The sequence below is a fragment of the Propionigenium maris DSM 9537 genome (assembly GCF_027925155.1).
Classification (GTDB): Bacteria; Fusobacteriota; Fusobacteriia; order Fusobacteriales; family Fusobacteriaceae; genus Propionigenium; species Propionigenium maris.
In genome coordinates this window covers 65966-86942 of record NZ_BSDY01000006.1, presented here as the reverse complement: position 1 = coordinate 86942, position 20977 = coordinate 65966, and the positions used below count along the sequence as shown (strand labels likewise).

The 20977-nt window shown below is 41.6% G+C and carries 22 protein-coding genes; all 22 read right to left on the bottom strand.

The genetic code is table 11. The annotated features are described in order from the left end of the window. Positions 1-2: 2 nt before the first annotated feature. The 22 genes from disA to QMG11_RS07590 all read right to left on the bottom strand — a co-directional run bounded on the left by disA (position 3) and on the right by QMG11_RS07590 (position 20814). Complete coding sequence (disA, locus tag QMG11_RS07695; protein ID WP_281834884.1) at positions 3-1082, bottom strand: DNA integrity scanning diadenylate cyclase DisA; 1080 nt, start codon at positions 1080-1082, stop codon at positions 3-5. A gap of 2 nt (positions 1083-1084) precedes the next feature. After that, positions 1085-2458, bottom strand: coding sequence for a DNA repair protein RadA (radA, locus tag QMG11_RS07690; protein ID WP_281834882.1), 1374 nt, complete (start codon positions 2456-2458; stop codon positions 1085-1087). Positions 2459-2464: 6 nt separating this feature from the next. After that, positions 2465-2959, bottom strand: a complete 495-nt coding sequence (gene coaD / locus QMG11_RS07685) for a pantetheine-phosphate adenylyltransferase (protein WP_281834880.1) — start codon at positions 2957-2959, stop codon at positions 2465-2467. Positions 2960-2968: 9 nt separating this feature from the next. Then, a complete protein-coding gene (locus tag QMG11_RS07680) occupies positions 2969-4435 on the bottom strand; it encodes an Rne/Rng family ribonuclease (RefSeq protein ID WP_281834878.1) in 1467 nt (488 codons plus the stop codon). Further along, positions 4416-5453, bottom strand: coding sequence for an elongator complex protein 3 (locus QMG11_RS07675; RefSeq protein ID WP_281834877.1), 1038 nt, complete (start codon positions 5451-5453; stop codon positions 4416-4418). Before QMG11_RS07675 ends, QMG11_RS07680 begins: the two co-directional genes overlap by 20 nt. Further along, positions 5440-6159 carry a ribonuclease III gene (gene rnc, locus QMG11_RS07670; RefSeq protein WP_281834875.1) on the bottom strand — a complete coding sequence of 240 codons (720 nt, stop codon included), beginning with the start codon at positions 6157-6159 and terminating at the stop codon, positions 5440-5442. The genes QMG11_RS07675 and rnc overlap by 14 nt, the downstream gene beginning before the upstream one ends. A gap of 31 nt (positions 6160-6190) precedes the next feature. Beyond that, a complete protein-coding gene (fabF, locus tag QMG11_RS07665) occupies positions 6191-7429 on the bottom strand; it encodes a beta-ketoacyl-ACP synthase II (RefSeq protein ID WP_281834874.1) in 1239 nt (412 codons plus the stop codon). A gap of 155 nt (positions 7430-7584) precedes the next feature. After that, positions 7585-7806, bottom strand: a complete 222-nt coding sequence (locus QMG11_RS07660) for an acyl carrier protein (protein WP_281834872.1) — start codon at positions 7804-7806, stop codon at positions 7585-7587. A 97-nt stretch (positions 7807-7903) separates the two neighbouring features. Further along, the gene (gene fabG / locus QMG11_RS07655; RefSeq protein WP_281834871.1) at positions 7904-8659 is read right to left on the bottom strand and encodes a 3-oxoacyl-[acyl-carrier-protein] reductase; all 756 of its coding nucleotides are present in this window, start codon (positions 8657-8659) and stop codon (positions 7904-7906) included. Between the two features lie 116 nt (positions 8660-8775). Next, positions 8776-9681 carry an ACP S-malonyltransferase gene (gene fabD / locus QMG11_RS07650; protein ID WP_281834870.1) on the bottom strand — a complete coding sequence of 302 codons (906 nt, stop codon included), beginning with the start codon at positions 9679-9681 and terminating at the stop codon, positions 8776-8778. 116 nt (positions 9682-9797) lie between these two features. Further along, positions 9798-10790, bottom strand: a complete 993-nt coding sequence (locus tag QMG11_RS07645; protein WP_281834868.1) for a beta-ketoacyl-ACP synthase III — start codon at positions 10788-10790, stop codon at positions 9798-9800. A gap of 10 nt (positions 10791-10800) precedes the next feature. After that, positions 10801-11796 carry a phosphate acyltransferase PlsX gene (gene plsX / locus QMG11_RS07640; protein ID WP_281834866.1) on the bottom strand — a complete coding sequence of 332 codons (996 nt, stop codon included), beginning with the start codon at positions 11794-11796 and terminating at the stop codon, positions 10801-10803. Between the two features lie 91 nt (positions 11797-11887). Continuing rightward, positions 11888-12070 (bottom strand): 50S ribosomal protein L32, encoded by a 183-nt coding sequence (gene rpmF / locus QMG11_RS07635; RefSeq protein WP_281834858.1) that lies wholly within the window; start codon positions 12068-12070, stop codon positions 11888-11890. A 37-nt stretch (positions 12071-12107) separates the two neighbouring features. Then, entirely contained in the window at positions 12108-12596 is a 489-nt protein-coding gene (locus QMG11_RS07630) for a YceD family protein (RefSeq protein WP_281834856.1), read from the bottom strand. 95 nt (positions 12597-12691) lie between these two features. Continuing rightward, a complete protein-coding gene (gene ychF / locus QMG11_RS07625) occupies positions 12692-13786 on the bottom strand; it encodes a redox-regulated ATPase YchF (protein ID WP_281834855.1) in 1095 nt (364 codons plus the stop codon). Between the two features lie 228 nt (positions 13787-14014). Continuing rightward, positions 14015-15538, bottom strand: a complete 1524-nt coding sequence (gene gpmI, locus QMG11_RS07620) for a 2,3-bisphosphoglycerate-independent phosphoglycerate mutase (protein WP_281834845.1) — start codon at positions 15536-15538, stop codon at positions 14015-14017. A gap of 72 nt (positions 15539-15610) precedes the next feature. After that, positions 15611-16366 carry a triose-phosphate isomerase gene (gene tpiA / locus QMG11_RS07615; RefSeq protein WP_281834842.1) on the bottom strand — a complete coding sequence of 252 codons (756 nt, stop codon included), beginning with the start codon at positions 16364-16366 and terminating at the stop codon, positions 15611-15613. 151 nt (positions 16367-16517) lie between these two features. Beyond that, positions 16518-18971 carry an alpha amylase N-terminal ig-like domain-containing protein gene (locus QMG11_RS07610; RefSeq protein ID WP_281834840.1) on the bottom strand — a complete coding sequence of 818 codons (2454 nt, stop codon included), beginning with the start codon at positions 18969-18971 and terminating at the stop codon, positions 16518-16520. A gap of 50 nt (positions 18972-19021) precedes the next feature. Beyond that, positions 19022-19633 (bottom strand): DUF8042 domain-containing protein, encoded by a 612-nt coding sequence (locus tag QMG11_RS07605; protein ID WP_281834839.1) that lies wholly within the window; start codon positions 19631-19633, stop codon positions 19022-19024. A gap of 15 nt (positions 19634-19648) precedes the next feature. Next, a complete protein-coding gene (locus QMG11_RS07600) occupies positions 19649-20299 on the bottom strand; it encodes a ComF family protein (protein WP_281834838.1) in 651 nt (216 codons plus the stop codon). Beyond that, positions 20274-20474 carry a zinc ribbon domain-containing protein gene (locus QMG11_RS07595; RefSeq protein ID WP_373877220.1) on the bottom strand — a complete coding sequence of 67 codons (201 nt, stop codon included), beginning with the start codon at positions 20472-20474 and terminating at the stop codon, positions 20274-20276. Before QMG11_RS07595 ends, QMG11_RS07600 begins: the two co-directional genes overlap by 26 nt. Beyond that, positions 20455-20814, bottom strand: coding sequence for a YraN family protein (locus tag QMG11_RS07590; RefSeq protein ID WP_281834837.1), 360 nt, complete (start codon positions 20812-20814; stop codon positions 20455-20457). The genes QMG11_RS07595 and QMG11_RS07590 overlap by 20 nt, the downstream gene beginning before the upstream one ends. Positions 20815-20977: the final 163 nt, after the last annotated feature.

Sequence of the window (20977 nt, the reverse complement as noted above, 5' to 3'; positions counted from 1 at the left end):
AATTATCTCTCTAGTTCCTTCGTAAACTTCAACCTCTTCAGTCCATTTTTTATGGATCTTGCTTTAAATTTGCTGATACCTCTGATCTCATAGAGCTCCTCTATACTGGCTTCCTGTATAGAGGCAAGATCTTCATACTCATTTATTATCTTTTCAATATCCTTCTTATTCAGTCTGGAGATCTTCCCCAGAAGTCTGTATCCCTTAGGACTTACCTTGTCATCAAGAGTTGAGTAGCTTCTTCCGTGCCCCAGTACATAGGAGAGTTTTTCCGGTTCCAAAAGCTCCTCATCACTGTAGCTTATCAGCTGGGAGTTTATATTATCGATATCCAGCTCATCCTTCTCATCGTTGTAGTAGTCCTTGATAAAGTTTATCCTCTCCTCCTTAAGTCCCTGAAGAAGTTCCTCTAGCTGAAGGTTTATAAGTCTTCCTTCAAGCCCTAGCTCAGCCACATAGTGCCTGACCTCCTTCTTGATCCTAAAGAGCATCTCATATCTTTGAAGGATACTTGTTACCTCATAAAGAGTTACCAGGTCATCAAACTCCATTATTGTAAGATTGCTCAGTTCCTTATCCAGTACCTGTTTATACCTTTCAAAGGTCTTTACTGCCTGAGCTGCCTCGGTAGTAATCTCTCCTATATCTCTTAGCTTATACTTAAACTCATTCTTATAGAGGGTTATCCTGTTCCTTCTCTCGGAGATTGCTATAGTAAGCTTTCCAGCCTGCTTGGCCACCCTCTGAGCTGTCCTGTGCCTGGTTCCACTTTCATTGGTTGAATAGTTTTTTGTAGGCTGCATATGAACGTTTGCATAGAGGATCTTTGAGGCTGAATCATCTAAGATTATAGCCCCGTCCATCTTAGAAAGTTCATATATCTTCTGGGGAGTGTACTCACAGTTTATAAAAAATCCACCGTCGAGCATCCCCTCTATCTCCTTATCCATTCCCACAACTATAAATCCACCGGTACCTGCATCTAGTATGTTATCTAGACCCTCTCTCAGATTTGTCCCAGGTGTAACATTAGAAAGGATGTCTATTAGAGTTTCCTGCGTATTCATTTCCACTTCCTTCATAACTATCTCATCCTTTCCGCAAGCTCATCCAGACTCTTCAGGTAGATAAGCTTTAATTTATAATTCTTCTTTTCCACATCTTTTCTATTGGCTTCTGGAACATATACCCCTGAAAAACCTAGCTTTTCCATCTCTTTGAGCCTTCTGTCTATAAAGGCGGCCTTTCTTATCTCTCCTCTAAGTCCCAGCTCACCTATGGCACCTACCTTCTGACTTACCTCTATTCCTCTGGCCACAGATAGCATAGCCACCACTGCTGCCAGGTCTGCTGCAGGATCTTTTATGGCTATTCCCCCGGGAATATTTACAAAGAGGTCCTTTGTTCCAAGGGGTATCCCAAGGAGTTTTTCAGCAAGGGCCGAGAGGATCTGAATCCTGTTCTTATCAAACCCCTGAACGATTCTTTTGGGAATCCCAAAGGGTGAGTCTGTGATGAGGGACTGGATCTCCAGAAGGAATACCTTGGTTCCCTCCAGTACAGGAACTACCATACTCCCGATATTTTTTTCATCCCTTTCACTGAGGAAGAACTCCGAGGAGTTTTTAACCTCCTTCATCCCGTCCTCCTCCATATTAAATATTCCAAGCTCATTGGTTGAACCAAACCTGTTTTTAATACTTCTGAGGATTCTGTAGTAGAGTCCCTCCTCCCCTTCAAAGTTAAGTACAGCATCCACCATGTGTTCAAGGAGTTTCGGTCCTGCTACCTTTCCGTCCTTTGTGATATGCCCCACTATAAAGAAGGAGATATTGTGAGTTTTGGCTATCTCCACTATTTTTAATGTGCACTCCCTTATCTGTGTGGGAGTTCCAGGAATGGATTCCGAGTTGCTGCTGTAGAGGGTCTGAATGGAATCGATCACCACTACCTTGGGCTTTCTCGTCACTATATGCTCATAGATGCTCTCCATCTCAGTTTCCGGCATAAGATAGAGTCCCTTAGAGGATATTCCCAGTCTCTCTCCCCTGTCCTTGATCTGTGATGGTGATTCCTCTCCCAGAACATAGAGTACATCCCCATAGCTTGTATACTCCTCAGCAGTCTGCAAAAGAAGGGTAGACTTTCCTATTCCCGGGTTACCTGTAAGAAGTACTACTTCTCCCTGAACAAGTCCTCCTCCCAGTACCCTGTCAAACTCTTTAAGCCTGGTTTTATAACGGAAGTTATTCTCTACCTCTATCTCTTTAAAGGAGTAGACCTTTGATTCACTCTTTCCAACTACAATATTTCTGGCTTTGGAACTGCTGATCCTAGGGGAGATCTCTACCTCCTCATCCAGGGTTCCCCAGCTGTCACATTCGGGACACTTCCCCAGCCACTTAGCACTTCTATATCCACACTCATTACACACAAAATAACTTTTACTCTTCGCCAATTAACCTCACCTTTTTTTCATATCACATACTTTTTTTTCTATGTCCTCAATTATTTCCTTATTCACAAAACTGTCTAGCTTTCCTTTATTTAAAGCTATCTCCCTCACTAAACTGGAACTTAAATAAAGGTTCTCTCTGGTAGCTGGAAGAAATACCGTCTCCAGCCTTCCTTCTGAAAGTACAGAGTTCCCCAGGGCAAGCTGCAGCTCATACTCATAATCCGATACAGCCCTCAGTCCCCTCACTATAACATCAGCATTGTTTTCCTCCATAAAATCAACAAGAAGACCTTCAAAGGTTTTTATCTGAATATTTTCTATACTTCCGATTACCTTTTCCACCATTTGCTTTCTCTCCTCTAGAGAAAACCAGTACTTCTTACTTCCGTTATTTAGAATACCCACTATCAGTTTATCTGTAAGTTTTGCTGCTCTTTTGATTATGTCCACATGCCCCTTTGTTATGGGATCAAAACTTCCTGCGTACACTCCTACTCTCATCTATATCACCTATACCTCTAAGATTATTTCATATTCATTTTTTTCCTTGGAGGAATCCACCTCTATTACAAGCTTCTTCCTCTTACTCTTTAGATACACTTCCATAAACTCCCTGTACACCTCTTTAAAGAATGTGCTCAGCTCCTTGGCCAGCTTCAGTTTAACCTTGGATATATCCCTGTCGGTAGCTACATTTTTAATCTCTGAAATAATCTCCAGAGACACAGCTTCCTTGGATTTTATCTTTCCTGTTCCCTGACATAGAGGACACTCCTGCTGGAAGTAGTGGGAAAGGGTCTTACCAACCCTCTTTCTTGTCATCTCCACAAGTCCGAGATCTGTAAAGTGTATTATATTGTTCTTTATCCTGTCCCTTTTAAGGGTTTTTTCCAGCTCCTTGAGAACCTTCTGCTTATCCTCTTCAGACTTCATATCTATAAAGTCTATTATAATGATTCCGCTCAGGTTACGCAGCCTCAGCTGTCTCGGTATCTCCCAAGCCGCCTCTAAGTTGGTCTCCAGTACCGTGCTGTCCAGGTTCATGCTGCCTGTATTCTTTCCTGTATTTATATCTATACTCACAAGGGCTTCCGTTCTCTGGATTACCACAGAACCTCCGCAGTCGAGCCTTACCTCCTCGTTGAGGGCTTCATCTATCTGCTTGCTCACGCCGTAAGCGTCGAAGATTGGCTCCTCCTCGTCATATAGCTTTATCTTTGTCTTAAGGGAATTTTCACTGAAGGCACTTACATAATCCAAGATCTGCCAGTACTTCTCCTCATCATCTATTATAAGCTCATCCACCTTGGAGGAGAATATATCCCTCACTACCGTCATCACTAGTTCATTATCAGAATAAAGAGTTTCCCCTGCCTTGGCAGAGGTTATCCTTGACTCTATTTCATTCCATTTTTTTACTAGGTACTCCACCTCTCTTTCAAAGTGAAGCTCACTCTTTCCTTCAGCTGCTGTTCTTATGATCACTCCCATGGTGTCTGGTTTTATATCTGTAAGAAGCTTTTCCAGTCTTCCCCTCTCAGCACTGCTCTTTATCTTCTGGGAGATAGCAACATAGTCGTTGTTTGGCATAAGTACAAGATATTTTCCAGGTATTGTGTAGTGTGTAGTTACCCTTGCTCCCTTGCTTCCACGAGGGTCCTTGAGTATCTGCACCACCACTTCATCCCCCACATTTAATATGTCCTCTATGGGTCTTTCACTGTTTTCTATGCCGTCTAGATATCTCTCCTCAAACTCCCTGAGATCCTTCACATATAGAAAGGCATTCTTTTCTAGTCCAATATCCACAAAGGCAGATTCCATACCTGGAAGAACATTAGCTACTCTTCCCTTAAAGATACTTCCATTTACCTTCTTCTCATCATCTCTTTCAATGAAAATTTCAGAGGCTTTTCCATCCTCTAGAAGTGCTGCTCTAGTCTGAAACTTATCTACATTAATTATTATCTGATTCATGAATAACCCCACCTAGTATGTCCAGCCTGGTATAGACTTTCCCATTTATTCTCACTTCTCTTAAGCTTAAACCTCTATCTATTCTTATAATTAACTTTCTTCCAAACCTTACCTTATTTACCTTCTTTATTCCAGTTATCTTAGAGATATTTTTTTCATGTGCCTCTACAATTATCTCCTCTTCATCCTGGAACCTCTCTAAGAAATCTCCATAGATCCTAGCTTCCACCAGCTCTCTGAATGCTGGGTGAAATGGCCCTGCTATGATCACTCCATCCTCTCTTAGATCATCTGAGGGTTGCAGCCCTACTCTTATTATATTTATTCCTGCCACTTCAAAGATTGCATAGATAGGAACTATCCTTTCCACTGCCTCCTCTAGGGTCATAGGCTCAAACCTTCCTGCTCTGTACATCCCCTCCATGGCAGTACCACTTATCACTAAGGTAGGATATATCCTTACCATGTCCGGATTAATATCCAGTACCTGCCTTGCGCTGTTTAAGTCTGTAACATAAGTTGAGCCAGGTAACCCTGGCATTAATTGAATTCCTAATTGTATTCCATATTCCTTTATAAGCTCCGATGCTCTGTAGACCTCAGAAGGTTCATACCCCCTGCCACTCAGTCTCAGTACCTCAGTGTCCATAGACTGTACTCCCAGCTCTATGGTAGTTACCTTGTACTTCACTAGCATCTCCAGAATATCCCTGCTTATATAATCTGGTCTTGTGGACATCCTTATACCGTCGATGAGACCACGATCCATATAGACCTTTACGGTTTTCAGGTACTCCTCCTGTAAAGATTTAGAGATTCCAGTAAAAGTTCCACCAAAGAAAGCGACCTCTTTTATTGATTCCTTTGGAAGACTTTCTAAGTACTCCTCTATTATCTCCACCACATCTTCTGCTGTTACATCTGTTTCCCTTCCATTTATCTTCTTCTGGTTACAGAAGACACACGAGTTGGGACAACCAAAGTGACTTATAAAAACAGGTATATTATAGTGCTTCAAAGGCCTTGACTCCAAGTTTCTTGCAGGCATCCTTTGCAGCTGATTGTTCTGCGCTCTTTTTATTTCTTCCATTTCCTCTACCTACTGCTTCATCATTGATACTGACCACTATTTCAAAGTTCTTCCTATGATCTGGTCCCGTTTCCTTCACTACTTCATATACTGGAGTTACCTTATGTGACTTCTGGCTGTGCTCCTGCAGTATAGTCTTAAAGTCGATGAGTTCCTCATTTTCCTCAATATGATTTATCTGGTATTCCAGCAGCTTAGTTCCATATGCCTTTGCCACAAGAAAATCTGAACCTGAATCTAGGTAGATAGCTCCCAGAACAGCCTCAAAAACATCTCCTAGTATGGAGCTTCTGTCTCTACCACCAGTTAACTCCTCCCCCTTGCTTAAAAGAAGGTATTTTCCTATTCCTAGTTCCCTGGAAATTTTTGCAAGCACCGGTTCACTGACTACCATAGATTTAAGCTTTGCCAGGTCGCCCTCAGACGACTTGGTAAAGTTTTTATATAAATATTCAGTAACAACAAGATCTAGAACTGCATCTCCCAGCAGTTCTAGTCTCTCATTGTTTATTTTTTTGTATTCCCAGTGCTCGTTTCCATAGGATCTGTGAATAAGAGCGTGCTTTAAAAGTTCCTTATCCTTAAAGGTATAACCTAGCCTTTCCTCTAGCTTATCGTAAACATTCTCCTTCACCTACGGTCACTCCTTGATCTTCAATTTTTAATTACTTGTACTTTCTCATTGCGATTACTGCGTTGTGTCCACCAAACCCTAGTGAGCTTGAAAGACCTACTCTGATCTCTCTCTCTACAGCTTTATTTGGTACGTAGTCAAGATCTAAAGTCTCATCTGGATTGTCATAGTTAATTGTTGGAGGCATGATTCCCTCATCGATAGCAAGAGCTAAGATTACTCCCTCGATTCCCCCTGCTGCTCCAAGACCGTGTCCAGTTGCTCCCTTTGTAGATGATACAGCTAGCTTGTATGCGTGCTCTCCAAAAGCTGCCTTTATTGAAGCTGTTTCATTCTTGTCGTTAGCTGGTGTAGATGTTCCGTGAGCGTTGATGTAGTCTACTTCAGTAGGGTCCACATTACCCTGCTTAAGAGCCATCTTTATTGCTCTAGTTCCACCTTCTCCACCCTCTGCTGGTGAAGTGATGTGGTATGCATCTCCAGTTTCTCCATATCCCACTACCTCAGCATAGATCTTAGCTCCTCTTGCTTTAGCGTGCTCAAGTTCCTCAAGGATTAGGATTCCTGCTCCCTCTCCCATAACGAATCCGTCTCTGTCTGCTGTAAATGGTCTAGAAGCCTTAGTTGGCTCATCATTTCTTGTAGATAGAGCTTTCATGTTAGCAAATGAGTTGATTCCAAACTTAGTGATACAAGCCTCTGCTCCTCCAGCGATAACTGCATCTGCTTTACCAAGCTGGATAGTTTGCATAGCATCTCCTATTGAGTGCGTTCCTGCAGCACAAGCTGTTACGATACTCTTGTTTGGTCCCTTTGCTCCTGTGTAGATTGCTACGTTTCCTGCAGCCATGTTAGCTATCATAGCAGGAATTGTAAATGGAGAAACCCTCTTAGGTCCTCTGTTTAGCATCTTCTCATATTCCTTCTCGATTACCTCTAGTCCACCGATACCTGAAGATACGATTACTCCAACATTCTCAGCGTTCTCATCTGTAATCTCAAGCTTAGAATCCTCTATAGCCATCTTTGTAGCAGCTATTGCAAACTGAGTATTTCTAGCCAGCTTCTTAAGCTCCTTCTTTTCAATTCCAAACTCAGTTCCGTCAAAGTCCTTTACCTCTGCAGCTATCTTTACAGGAGTATCCTCTGTATCAAATGACTCTATAAGTCCTAATCCAGTTTTTCCATCCTTAATAGCCTGCCAAGACTTTTCTACTCCAGTTCCCAGAGCAGTTATTAATCCCAATCCAGTTACTACAACTCTTCTCACTCTTTTCACCTCTTCAATCTCTTTTACTCTCAATTTTTTATAATAAGGTTCCTACAAAAAGAAAGCTCCACAGGAGCTGTATATAAAATACCTTTAAAATGTAATTATAGGGGTATTTAAAAATACCCCTATACTCTTAATATAATTTAATTTAATTACTTAGACTCAATGTAGTTGATTACATCTTGAACAGTCTTGATCTTCTCAGCATCTGTATCAGGGATCTCTACGTCGAACTCCTCTTCGAATGCCATGATTAGCTCAACTGTATCTAGTGAATCTGCTCCTAGGTCGTCTACAAAGTTTGCCTCTGGAGTAACCTGCTCAGCATCTACACCTAATTGATCTACTACTACTTCTTTAATTTTATCTAACATATTTGTCTCCTCCTTAAATCTTCTTATTCTATGATAATATCAAATTTAACACTTATTTTCAAGTTTTTTGAAACCCTTTCTCACCTTTTACAAGGGATTAAGGCATTAATAGTCCGCCATTTACACTCAGTGTCTGACCAGTGATGTATGTAGACATATCAGATGCCAGGAACAGTACCGCATTAGCGATATCCTCTGGAGTTCCAAAGTCTCCCATTGGAATATTAGTCATAAATGACTGCTTTACATCATCTGAAAGTACATCTGTCATCTCCGATCTGATGTATCCTGGAGCGATGGCATTAACTCTGATTCCTCTCTTACCAGCTTCTCTAGCTAGGGATTTAGTCATTCCTATCATTCCCGCCTTTGATGCTGAGTAGTTTACCTGACCAGCGTTACCCATGATTCCTACGATAGAAGCCATGTTAATGATGCTTCCGCTTCTCTTTTTGATCATCGACTTAAAGAAAGCCTGTGTACAGTTGTATGCTCCCTTTAGGTTTATATTCAGTACAAGGTCAAAGTCCTCTTCCTTCATTCTCATGAAAAGACCATCCCTTGTAATCCCTGCATTGTTTACAAGAACATCTACCTGTCCAAACTTATCTAAAACTGCCTTTGAAAGTTCAGCCATAGACTCACTTGATGCCACATTTCCAGATACGAACATTGTCTCTACTCCGTACGTATTGGCGATCTCCTTAGCTGTAGCCTCTCCTACTTCCTCTAGTATATCTGTAATTACAATATTTGCTCCTGCTGCTGCCAGCTTTTCTGCTACCGATCTTCCGATTCCTCTAGCCGATCCAGTTATTACAGCTACCTTTCCTTTTAAATCAATCACGTTCATATCCTCCTTAAAAGAGTTCATTAAATTTTACTCCAATATATCTATTTTGCAAATATTTTTCAAAGAAAATTTAATTTTAAGTGGTCTATACTTTAGTATCCACCCTATCTATTTAATTAAGCTAGGTCCTCTAGCTTCTCTACATTTTCAACCTCAAGAGTTTTATCTATCTTTCTGATTAGCCCCTTAAGTACCTTTCCAGGTCCGATCTCGTAGATCTTTTCTACTCCAGCTTCTTTAAGAGCAGTTACAGTGTCTACCCACTTTACTGGTCCAAATGCCTGGTTGTAAAGCTCATCTTTAAGCTCCTCTGCACTCTCAACAACTTTAGCTGTAGTGTTTGCCACAAGCTTAACCTCTGTATTCTTAAACTCATATGTGTTAGCAGCCTCTAGGATCTTTTCTCCTGCTGGCTTCATAAGAGACGAGTGGAATGGTCCAGATACAGCTAGTATCATAGCTCTTCTTGCTCCAGCTTCCTTAAGTGCCTCACATGCATTCTCAATAGCTGCTACCTCTCCTGCTATTACAGTCTGCTTTGGCTCATTGAAGTTAACAGCTTCTGCTACTCCGTCTATTCCCTTTAGTACTTCATCTATCTTATCTGCTTCCATACCTATGATAGCAGCCATAGTACCATTTACTTCAGCAGAGATCTCATTCATGATCTCTCCCCTTGTAGAGGTTAACTTTACAGCTTCTCCAAGGCTAAGGTATCCTGCTGCTCCGATGGCTGCATACTCTCCTACAGAGTGCCCTGCAACATAGTCAGCTTTAACTCCCTTTTCCTCCAGTAACTTAGTCAACACTAAACTCATAGCAACTATTGCCGGCTGAGTGTACTTAGTTTCCTTCAGCTTCTCCTCTGGTCCTTCAAACATTACTTCTTTAAGGTCTATTGAAAGACTGTCAAATATCTCATCAAAATACTTTCTTGCTGTTTCATTGTTTTCATATAGTTCTTTTCCCATTCCAACATATTGAGAACCCTGTCCTGGGAAAACAAATGCAACTTTTGACATTTGTAACCTCCTTATTTAATTACACCTGTAATCTTAATATATCACAGGTGCTATTTATTGTCAACAAAGAACTTCTTGACTAGTTTAACTCAGGTATTTCCTTGGTTTTCTTAAGATTAGTACGCCCACTTTATTATAAGAGATCCGTAGGTAAGTCCTGCACCAAATCCTGTGAATGCAAGAGTGTCACCCTTCTTAACTTTCCCCTTTTCAAGAGCTTCTCCTAGAGCCAGTCCGATTGAAGCTGATGAAGTGTTACCGTACTTGTTTAGGTTCAGGTAGAACTTATCAGTAGAAACCTTCAGCCTCTTAGCTGCTGAATCTATTATCCTCTTGTTGGCCTGGTGAGGGATTATCATATCTATCTCCTCCACCGCCTTACCTGCTTTTTCAAGGGCTGCTGAAGTTGCTTTAGGCAGTGCCTTTACTGCAAACTTAAATACATCCTGCCCCTTCATCTTAAGGAAGTTCTGCCTTCTGTCTAACTCATCCTGAGTTGTAGGTCTTACCGTTCCTCCTGCTGGCATTCTAAGGATCTCCTCATTTTCTCCCTCTGCCATGATGTAGCTTGAAAGGATTCCGTATCCTTCCTCTACCTCTCCTACTACTGCTGCTGCTGCACCGTCTCCAAATAGGATACAAGTATTTCTGTCCTTCATATCCAGCACTCTAGACAGAGCCTCTGCACCTATTACAAGGATCTTCTTATACATAAGTGACTTTATAAGACTCGACGCCACTGTAAGACCATATACAAATCCGCTGCATGCTGCGTTCAGGTCAAAGGCTGCTGCATTTTTTGCCCCCAGCTTCTCCTGTACCAGGCAAGCAGTACTTTGGATAAGGTAATCTGGAGTACAAGTTGCTACGATTATCATCTCGATATCCTCAACACTGTCTCCTGACTTAGCAAGAGCTCTCTTCGCTGCTTCCACAGCAAGGTCTGAAGTAGCCTGGTCGGAAGCTACAAATCTTCTCTCCTCTATACCAGTTCTCGTTCTTATCCACTCATCGCTGGTGTCTATAATCTTTTCAAAATCAAAGTTTGTCATTACCTTCTCAGGAACATATGTTCCCATTCCTATTATTCCAACGTCTTTAAATTTCATCGATTCCCCCTTAGCTGATCGCTTCCTTCACCCCACCGACAAGATCTACCTCTGCAAACTTCTCTGCTACCTGAATAGCATTCTTAAATGCTTTGGAATCCGAGTTCCCGTGGGCTTTTATAGATATTCCATTAAGTCCTAAAAATAGTGCTCCTCCATATTCAGAGGAATCCATCTTTTCCTTCAGTCTTTTAAATACAGGTTTTAATAGAAGTGCCCCTAATTTATATAATCCTTTTTTAGGAATTTCCTTTTTAAGGAAATCCAGGATGAAACTAGCTGTTCCCTCTGCTGTTTTTAAAAGTATATTTCCAGTAAATCCATCGGTGACTACAATGTCGATGCCTGCATCCATCATATCACGACTTTCTATATTTCCTACAAAATTTATTTTTTTATTCTCTGCAAGAAGGCTAAAGGCTTCCTTGGTAAGCTCATTTCCCTTACCTGGTTCCTCTCCTATATTTAAAAGCCCTACCTTGGGATCTCCAGTTCCTAGAAGTACCTCCGAGTATTTTGTGGCCATTACTGCAAACTGATCTAGGTATTCTGGCTTACACTCTGCATTTGCTCCTGCATCCAGCATCACAAGGTGCCCCTTCTTAGATGGGAATACAGTTGTTATCGCTGGTCTGAGAACGCCCTTTATTCTTCTCAGCTTCAGCTGACTGGCTGTCATAAGAGCTCCTGTGTTTCCAGCCGATACACTGGCATCAGCTCTCCCTTCCTTTATAAGGTCAAGAGCCACATTCATAGAAGCTAGGGGTTTCTTTCTTACAGCCATAGCTGGATTATCCTTCTCGTCCATAGCTATCACATCTGGTGCGTGTTCTATGGTAATCCTATTCTTATCGTAATTATATTTTTCTAATTCTTTTTCTATCAACTCTTTGTTTCCAACAAGTATAACGTTGAGGTGATCCATCTCCTGGGTTGCAAGTACTGCTCCCTTTACAGGTTCCAAAGGGGCAAAATCTCCACCCATAGCATCTAAAGCTACTCTCATTACTTCCTCCTAATTATAAAATAACTTCTATTATTTTATCAGAATATAAAAAAAAAGACAAGATGATACCATCTTGTCTCTTTTCATTCAATTACTCAGCTTCGTTTGCTAGTACTTGCTTACCGTTGTAGTCTCCACACTCTAGACACACTCTGTGAGGTCTTCTAGGTGCTCCACACTTATCACAAGTTGCTAATCCTGATGCTTTTAGTGAATCATGAGATCTTCTCATGTTTTTCTTAGCTTTAGAAGTTTTCTTCTTAGGTACTGCCATTCTTCATTCGCCTCCTACGCAATTCTTATTTAAAAATTTAATTTTTAAGATTAAGTAACTCTTGCCACCTTGGATCTACATCATCTTTTGAGTATTTCTCCATCTCCTCTAAACCATCACATGCTGGTTCACAAGCTGGATAAGGGGGCATATCAAGTATTATAAATTCTCTAACTAGTTCAGTTATGTCTATCTCTCCGTGGACAGCTTCCTCTAGATAGTTTTCCTTTATATCGCACTCCTTCTTCAGTGAACTCATATGTTTACTATACTTTTCACCTTCAGAGTAGTGACCATCATACTCGCCATCTAAGGATATCGCCACTTCCTTCAGACACTTTACACAAGGTGCTCCTACCTTGACTCTGTAATGTCCTCTAACGAAGATTTCATCTTCAATATAGGATATTTCCCCCTCTACTTCCAAGGGAGATAGAAGTTTAATGTCTTCAACCTCAGAAGTTGTGTAACTAAACTTTTCTTTCTGGTTTGGCTTAGTTCTTAATTCCTCTAACTTTATAATCAAGACTAACCTCCTCATTATAAAATACTTAGATATTTTATCCAATTTCCAAAACTTTGTCAAGTAATTTTTATTAACAAAGGTTTTTTTGTTTCATTTTATACGTTAAACAGGAACTCCATTAAATCTCCATCTTTAACGATGTATTCCTTACCTTCAAGTCTAAGCACTCCAGACTCCTGAGACCCCTTCCAACCACTGTTTTTAACGAACTCATCGTAGGCTACAACCTTGGCTCTGATGAACCCCTTTTCAAAGTCTGTGTGGATCTCTCCAGCTGCTTTAGGAGCTGTATCTCCAATTCTTATAGTCCATGCTCTTACTTCCTTCACACCTGCTGTAAAGTAAGTCTGAAGTCCAAGAAGCTTAAATCCAGCTCTTATCAGTCTGTTTAGACCTGGCTCAGTAACCCCAAGCTCCTCTAGGAACATATCTCTGTCTTCCTCTTCCATCTCCTGAAGCTCAGCCTCTACCTTAGCAGATACTATAGCTACCTCAGATCCAAGGTTAGCTGCGTACTCTCTTACCTTCTCTACATACTCGTTTCCAGATACAAGGTCATCCTCAGATACGTTAGCAGCAAACATCATAGGCTTTAGAGTAAGGAACTGGTATGCCTTTATTAAGAATGCCTCATCCTCTGTAAGCTCTAGAGTCTTAAGAAGTTTGAAGTCCTCTAGGTGAGCCTTACACTTCTCAAGTACCGGCATAAGAGCAAGAGCTTCCTTATTTTTAGCTCTTACAAGCTTAGCCTGCTTCTCTATAGCTCTCTCTGCTGCCTCTAGGTCCGACAGGATAAGCTCTGTATTTATTACCTCGATATCTCTAATCGGATCCACTGAACCATCTACGTGAACTACATTTGTGTCCTCGAAGCATCTTACTACCTGACAGATAGCTGCTGTTGATCTGATATTTGAAAGAAACTTATTTCCAAGCCCCTCTCCACCAGCTGCTCCCTTAACAAGTCCTGCGATATCTACAAACTCAACTGTAGCGTGCTGAACTCTCTGGGGATTTATGATCTTTGATAACTCATCCAGTCTCGAATCTGGTACTGTTACCATACCTACATTTGGCTCTATTGTACAGAATGGGTAGTTTGCCGCTTCTGCTGCCCCTGCTTTTGTTATAGCATTGAAAAGTGTCGATTTTCCAACGTTTGGAAGACCTACAATTCCTATTCCAATCATCTTGAAACCCTCCTAAAATGTCTTATTTATTCTATTAATTTTATCATATCTGTAAAACTTTGTAAATATTCATAAATCTACTTCTGATTTTACCAATAAAAGCAAGGTGACCCTGCACCCTAATAATCAGTTGGAACACTAATTCTTCATGTGATTTTTTATAAAACCTATACTTTTCTTAACAAGAAAAAAGGCCTGGAAGCAACTTCCAGGCCTTGATCTATCTGATTATCTCTCAAGAAGAGTTTCACCTGTCATCTCTGCAGGTTTCTCCACTCCTAGTATATCTAACATAGTTGGAGCAAGGTCAGCCAGCTTTCCAGGCTTCACCTTGGCATCCTTCAGTTCCTTGGATACAAGGATGAACGGCACCTCATTTACAGTGTGGGCAGTAAATGCCACTCCGCTCTCTGGATCCTCCATAAGGTCAGCGTTTCCGTGGTCTGCTGTTACCAGCATAGTTCCCTCTATCTCCTCTATCTTAGCAGCTATCTTACCTAGGCACTCATCTACCACTGCTACAGCCTTCTTAACTGCCTCAAAGTCACCAGTGTGTCCTACCATATCAGGGTTAGCGTAGTTAAGGATGATAGTGTCGTACTTTCCGCTGTCTAGAGCTTCCAGCACCCCTTCAGTCACCTCATAAGCACTCATCTCAGGCTTAAGGTCATAGGTAGCTACCTTAGGAGAAGCTACAAGCTTTCTGTCCTCTCCCTCATACTGCTCCTCCTTACCACCGTTAAAGAAGAATGTTACGTGAGCGTACTTCTCAGTCTCTGCAGTTCTCAGCTGAGTCAGGCCCGCCTTGGAGATTACCTCACCATAGGTATTTACAATCTCCTCATCCTCATATACTACAGGGGCATCTATATCTGCTGAGTACTGTCTCATGCAGGCAAATTTAACCTCCATATACTCCCTTGCAAAACCTTCAAACTCCTTGTCAACTATAGCTCTGGTTATCTGTCTAGCTCTGTCTGGTCTGAAGTTAAAGTTAACAAAACCGTCTCCAACCTTTAGCTCAGATCCCTCTACTACTACAGTAGGCTTAACGAACTCATCGTTCTCCCCCTTAGCATAGGAGTTTTTAACTGCTTCCACTGCAGTGGCTGCTTTTAGTCCCCCTCCCTTTACTATAGCGTTGTAAGCTAGCTCTGTTCTGTCCCAGTTGTTGTCTCTATCCATTGCAAAGTATCTACCAGAGATAGTAACTATTCTACCTACACCTATCTCCTGCATCTTAGCTTCCAGTTCCTCTACAAACTCTATAGCTGACTGAGGTGGCGTATCTCTTCCATCTAGGAATGCGTGTACACATACATCCTCTATTCCGTAGTTCTTGGCCATATCGATAAGTCCCACAAGGTGGTCTATGTGAGAGTGAACTCCACCATTGGAAAGAAGCCCTCCCAGGTGAAGAGCTCCGCCATTTTCCTTAACAGAGGTATAGAGCTCAGTAAGGACCTTGTTATTTTTGATCTCCCCGTCTCTGATATCCTTAGAGATCTTTACAAGGGGCTGATACACTACCCTTCCTGCACCTAGGTTAAGGTGTCCTACCTCTGAGTTACCCATCTGTCCCTCTGGTAGACCTACTGCTTCCCCTGCAGCCTTTAGCCTTGTATTTGGATACTCTGCCATAAGTCTGTCAAAGTTCTTTGTATCTACCTCTGCGATAGCATTTTTTTCATCTTTATTTTCATTTATTCCCCAACCATCTAGGACAGCCAGCATTACTGTTTTTTTCGACATTCTTTTCACCTCATCTTTATTCTCAATCAACCTTTAATAAAATGCACGGAATCTCTTCCGTGCATGAAAAAATTATAGACCTGCTTTTACAATTTCAGCAAATGAATCTGCATCCAGTGAGGCTCCACCTACTAGTCCACCGTCGATATCCGCTTCAGACATAAGCTCCTTAGCGTTTCCTGGCTTCATAGATCCACCATATTGGATCGTCATATCTCCTGCTACCTCTGCACCAAACATCTCTGTAAGAAGATCTCTGATTGCTTTGTGAGTTTCCTGTGCCATCTCAGGAGTTGCAGTTTTTCCAGTTCCGATTGCCCATACTGGCTCATATGCGATTACTACTTTAGCAGCATCTTCTGCTGTAAGTCCTGCCATACCACCCTTTAACTGAGTAGCGTTTACCTCGTTTGTTCTTCCAGCTTCTCTGTCCTCTAGCTTCTCTCCGATACAAAGGATAGGAGTCAGGCCGTTAGCTAGAGCAGCTTTAACCTTCTCATTTACTATCTCGTCTGTCTCACCGTAGTACTCTCTTCTTTCAGAGTGCCCAAGGATTACATACTTTACTCCGATTGAAGTAAGCATCTTTGCTGAGATCTCTCCAGTGAAAGCTCCAGATTCGTTGGCGTTCATATTTTCAGCTGCAATCTCAATGTGAGACCCTTCCACAGCTTTAACTGCGTCTGAAAGAGCTGTAAATGGTGCACCGATTACAACACCTACCTTCTCGTCTCCCTTTACAAGCTCTGCCAGCTTAGTAAGCATCTCAACTGCTTCTGCGTTTGTTTTATTCATCTTCCAGTTTCCTGCAACTATTGTTCTTCTCATTCTTCAATTCACCCCTATTTTCAATTTATGACCGTTTATAAAATTCTAACACATAGAAATTCTTTTTTCAATTTAAGAACAGATCAATAATTTAGCTATCTCTGCTCACTTTTTTCTATTAATAGATCCCCTACACCTTTAAGAGAAATCCCTAGTTATAGTAGATAGCTCCCTCAAGAGGTCCTATATCCACCTTCAGCCTCTTTCCGGTAATCTTCTTATTTTCTTCCTTGAAGAGAGAATCAAACTCTCCCCTTCCATCTGTATAGATACCAACCTTACGGGAAGTCGTTCCTCTGTTCACAACTACTATTACCCTTTTTTCACCTAATATCCTCTCATATGCCAAGACATCATCTAGGGTTTTTCCACTCTCTTCCTCTACTGCCTCCAGGAATCTAACCTTTCCCTCTCTGAAGATCTCTGCATTTTCTCTTCTGAAATCCAGAACCTTGGTATAGTGGCTGCTTATCTCATTGTTTCTTGTGACTGGATACTCCACATACTTTCTTACCTTGTTGTACTCTACTCCATTAAGATTAAGCTTCCCTAAGGCTTCGTAGGTTTCATACCTGTCCCTTTCAGCCTGGTTTTTCTGACCGCTCCACAGCATTGGTTTTCTGCTATAAGGGGCATCTCCCCCCCACATACCAGCTTCGCTACCATAGTAGATATATGGAGAACCAGCCATGGTTAGCTGGATAAGGCTTGCTACCTTCACCCTTGCCACTGCTCTTCTGTCTGCCAGGTCCGGCCTTATATTTAGATAATTGCTCTCTGGAGTATTAAGGCTGTCATACTTTCTTCCAGGATTTGCCATCATAGAAAAGACTCTGTCGGTATCCTTGGAGTCCAGGTAGAGAGGCCCTGCATACACATTATCCAGGGTATTTAGCTTTGAGTAGATATAGAATGCATTTTCAAGCTCATCCTTGGAGAGTTTCTTCCTACTGTCCAGGTAATCTATAATTATAGACCCAAGGGCATAGTTGTCCTTAGAATGGAAGTTAGTGTCATCAAGGTGTGTAGACCTCTCCCAGGCTCTTACCAGAAGTAGGTCCTTCTTCTCCTTGCTCAGTGATTCCTCTATCTCCCTTATAAGGTCCCTAGGAACATTGGAAGCCTCTATCCTGTAGCCATCTACTCCCAGCTCTACCCACTTCTTCAGGGAATCCTTTATATAGGTTCTGTATCCCTCATTGGAGTAGTTTACAGCTACCATGTTTTGTCCCTCATCTAGGAACTTTACTCCCATATGTTCAAGATTCCATCTGTAAACTTCCTCTATAACCTCTACACTTGCTCCCTCAGGTGCCTCTATCCATGCCTTTCTATACTTCTTGCCGTCATCCCCAGTTTCAATTCCAACAACTGAAGTTCCCCTGTACTCTATCCTCTTATCCCAGTTGTCCTCTAGGTAGAACCAGTCTCTATACGGACTCTCCTTCCCCTGAAGCATTAGCTGCTTCAGAGCCCAGAACCTTTTAGATACATAGTCCAGGTTCACATCCAGTACCACCTTCATCTCCTTGTTGTGAGCACTTAAGATCAGCTCCTCAAGAAGCATATCCGATTCCGTCATCTTCCAGGTAGAACTTTCCAGTCCCTCTCCCAGCTTATTTTCATCTCTTCTGTGGTCCACATCTAAAAGCATATACTCACTTTTTCCCCGGCTCTTAACCTGAGCAAGGTCTGGAGATACGTGTCTGTAGTCTATAACATCCATCTTATGAGCTGAGTAGGAGTAAAATACCGATGAAAGGTTTACTACATCTACCCCCATATTTTTTAGGTAGTAGAGCTTTTCCTGAACCCCCTGGAGGTCTCCCCCGTATCTTCTGGTATTCTTACCGCTCCCCTGATTATACTTGGAGGTCATATTTTTTTCATAGGCTTCCTCCACAGAAAAGTCTCCCGTCCAGTCGCTTACCTGAAACTCTCCCAGGGTATCCACACTTCTCCATAATCCCCTGTCTATGAGCTCACTCTTATACTGACCGCTTTCCATCTTTGCCCTTGGTTGGAAGAAGTATTCAGGTCCCATCTCATTAAAGATTGGATCGTTGTCCTCATTGGCATTGTTGAAGGTATCCACATAGATCCCATACCAGAGAGAGTTCTTGGACCACTGAGGTACCTCTAGAAGCTTCCCTTCCTCTACCTCGTAGGTAAACTTTTCTATCTTCTTAGGGGAATACTCTCCCGTCTCTCCCACAAAATATCTTACCCTTCCGTCTCTGGCTTCAAAGAAGTACTCGAGGTTTACCGCTTCCACCTCTATCTCCCCAACATAGTACTCTACCCCTCTGTAGACCCCTGCTGACTCCATGTTCTGCTTCTTCAGTGTACCGTCTCTATAGTAGAGGTTCAGCTCCTCCACATCATCTCCCTTAGTTGAGAATAGTATTCTCAGGGTAGTTTTTCCATCATGCCTTTCGCTTACCTTGGTGATATTCCCATCATGCCTGAGGCTGTCTAAGAATATATAGCTGTCTCCCTTTTTTGCTTCCTTAGGAGCCATATGTTCCTCAGGAATTCTTATGTTTCCACTGGCACACCCTCCCAGGAGCATAAGAGCTATTATTAGTATTCCTGTTTTTTTCAACTTATCCACATCCCCTTTTACAAAAAATTTGAGTGGTATAAACCACTCATCTAAGCATACTTTCCTTCTCTTAATTCTTCCCTCAATATATTTTCATAGTAGAAGTTAATATCATCGGATATATCTGCCAGTATATCACTCATGTCAAACTCCAGCATCTCATACATAGCCGCCATATCCCTCGAGTTCATAGCGTCCTGTATTCCCTTTAGACACCCTCTGAAATCTTCCAGTATCTCATCGAAGTTGCTATCTATGAAGTCGATGGCTGTATTCTCCTTTATGGACAGAAGAACATTGTTACACCACTCAAGGCCTCCCACGATCTCAAAAAGAGACCCCAGAAGTTGCATATCGTCATCTATCTCCACCTCAGAGCCTATAACCTCCAGGGATTCAAAGTACTTCTCTATAAATATCTTCATATCCTTAAGGGCTGTAAGGATGACGATCTTAGGAGTCTGAGTAACTACCTCCACCACATCTATCTTGTCTCCCATTATCATCTGGTTGTCGGTAAGAACCCTTCCATTTACATAGATATCGCAGAGCATCTTTCCCTCTCTCTCCAGTATCTTATTTATCTCATCCATTATGAGTCCCAGACTCTTAAACTTCTTATTTTCAAAATCTATCTTCTTATTATCTATAAGTATATCCATACAATCTACTCCCCTCTAAAAAGCCAGGTCACTTGCAAGAGCTGTATTAGCCAAAGCAAATGCAAAGACTACCACCTTTTTAGAACTACCATCCCTTTCCAGTGATCTTATCACCTCTTTTATGGTACTTCCAGTAGTCACTATATCATCCACTATGAGTATATTTCTTCCCTCTGTACTAAGAGTTCCCTGAAAACTTCCCAAAACATTTTCTCTTCTTAATTTTTCATCCTTTAACTTATGCATGGGCTGGGTATCTCTTATACGCTTCATCCTTTTATAGGCTATCCCTGCATGTTCCAGTATATCCTCTACCTGATTATAACCCCTCTCCCGTTTCCTTGCACTGCTCGCGGGAACTGGAATTACAATGTCTATATCTTCCTCCTCCACTATGGATCTTAGTACCTCCCCTACAAGCTTCCCTATAAAGGCTCCTATATACCTTCTCCTCTTTAGTTTAAAGGAGGCTATAAGCTTCTTTATATCCCTGTCATAGTAGGTTGTGTAGTAGAGGTTACCCCTCCTGTGAAGTTTTATCTTCCCTGCTATTTTTTCATAGCAATTATAGCACAAGTAGGGATCTTTGTCACAGCACCTTTCCCCACAAATAGAGCACTTAGAGGAAAAGATCAGGTCTCTAATACTCCGGTTTAAGCTCTTCATCTTTATCCAGTACCTTAGCGGAATACATCTCTGTATATCCACAATTCATACATATCTTCAGATAATATGTCCCCAACTCCAATTTGAATCCAGGTGTCTTTTCCGCACAGAAGGTCGTCTTCACCTGATATTTATCGTGTCCACACTTTAAGCAACTAAAATCCAAAACTATCACCCCATATTATATTTCTAGTCCATTCAAGCTCCTCACCTAGAAAGCTTACGAGGTCAAACCTCACTTCCAGTCCGAAAAGTTTCTTCCTTTCAATATACTCAAGAGCTGTAAGATATATTCTTTCAGCCTTTCTTCTATTTACAGCTTCTGCGCCGTAACCATAGGAACCTGTACTTCTGTATTTTACTTCCACAAAAATAATGGTGTCACCCTCCATAAATATAAGGTCTATCTCTCCCTGAGTTCCCATTACATTTCTCTCCAGGAAGGTAAGTCCCATCTCCTCAAGGTATTTGAGAGCTACCCCCTCATAGTATCTTCCCTTTTTCCTTTTATTCATTCCGACACCCTTTAGCTTTTCTAGAAGTATATCCTATAAATTAAAGGATTTCAAATATACTGCCCCTTAAAAGCCCTTTACAGAGGTTTTTACAGATTAATTTTAAGATTTTATAAGGTATTTAAACTTTTCAAGCTAGGACTCCAGATTATCTATTCTTCTA

What these genes read in the sequence shown, in the direction of transcription:
- QMG11_RS07590 (WP_281834837.1), bottom strand. Translation starts at nt 20,814, where the DNA reads ATGAATAAAAGGAAAAAGGGAAGATACTATGAGGGGGTAGCTCTCAAA.
- QMG11_RS07660 (WP_281834872.1), bottom strand. Translation starts at nt 7,806, where the DNA reads ATGTTAGATAAAATTAAAGAAGTAGTAGTAGATCAATTAGGTGTAGAT.
- rpmF (WP_281834858.1), bottom strand. Translation starts at nt 12,070, where the DNA reads ATGGCAGTACCTAAGAAGAAAACTTCTAAAGCTAAGAAAAACATGAGA.
- QMG11_RS07680 (WP_281834878.1), bottom strand. Translation starts at nt 4,435, where the DNA reads ATGAATCAGATAATAATTAATGTAGATAAGTTTCAGACTAGAGCAGCA.
- gpmI (WP_281834845.1), bottom strand. Translation starts at nt 15,538, where the DNA reads ATGTCGAAAAAAACAGTAATGCTGGCTGTCCTAGATGGTTGGGGAATA.
- QMG11_RS07600 (WP_281834838.1), bottom strand. Translation starts at nt 20,299, where the DNA reads ATGAAGAGCTTAAACCGGAGTATTAGAGACCTGATCTTTTCCTCTAAG.
- QMG11_RS07645 (WP_281834868.1), bottom strand. Translation starts at nt 10,790, where the DNA reads ATGAAATTTAAAGACGTTGGAATAATAGGAATGGGAACATATGTTCCT.
- QMG11_RS07605 (WP_281834839.1), bottom strand. Translation starts at nt 19,633, where the DNA reads ATGGATATACTTATAGATAATAAGAAGATAGATTTTGAAAATAAGAAG.
- plsX (WP_281834866.1), bottom strand. Translation starts at nt 11,796, where the DNA reads ATGAGAGTAGCTTTAGATGCTATGGGTGGAGATTTTGCCCCTTTGGAA.
- fabG (WP_281834871.1), bottom strand. Translation starts at nt 8,659, where the DNA reads ATGAACGTGATTGATTTAAAAGGAAAGGTAGCTGTAATAACTGGATCG.
- ychF (WP_281834855.1), bottom strand. Translation starts at nt 13,786, where the DNA reads ATGATTGGAATAGGAATTGTAGGTCTTCCAAACGTTGGAAAATCGACA.
- disA (WP_281834884.1), bottom strand. Translation starts at nt 1,082, where the DNA reads ATGAAGGAAGTGGAAATGAATACGCAGGAAACTCTAATAGACATCCTT.
- fabD (WP_281834870.1), bottom strand. Translation starts at nt 9,681, where the DNA reads ATGTCAAAAGTTGCATTTGTTTTCCCAGGACAGGGTTCTCAATATGTT.
- coaD (WP_281834880.1), bottom strand. Translation starts at nt 2,959, where the DNA reads ATGAGAGTAGGAGTGTACGCAGGAAGTTTTGATCCCATAACAAAGGGG.
- tpiA (WP_281834842.1), bottom strand. Translation starts at nt 16,366, where the DNA reads ATGAGAAGAACAATAGTTGCAGGAAACTGGAAGATGAATAAAACAAAC.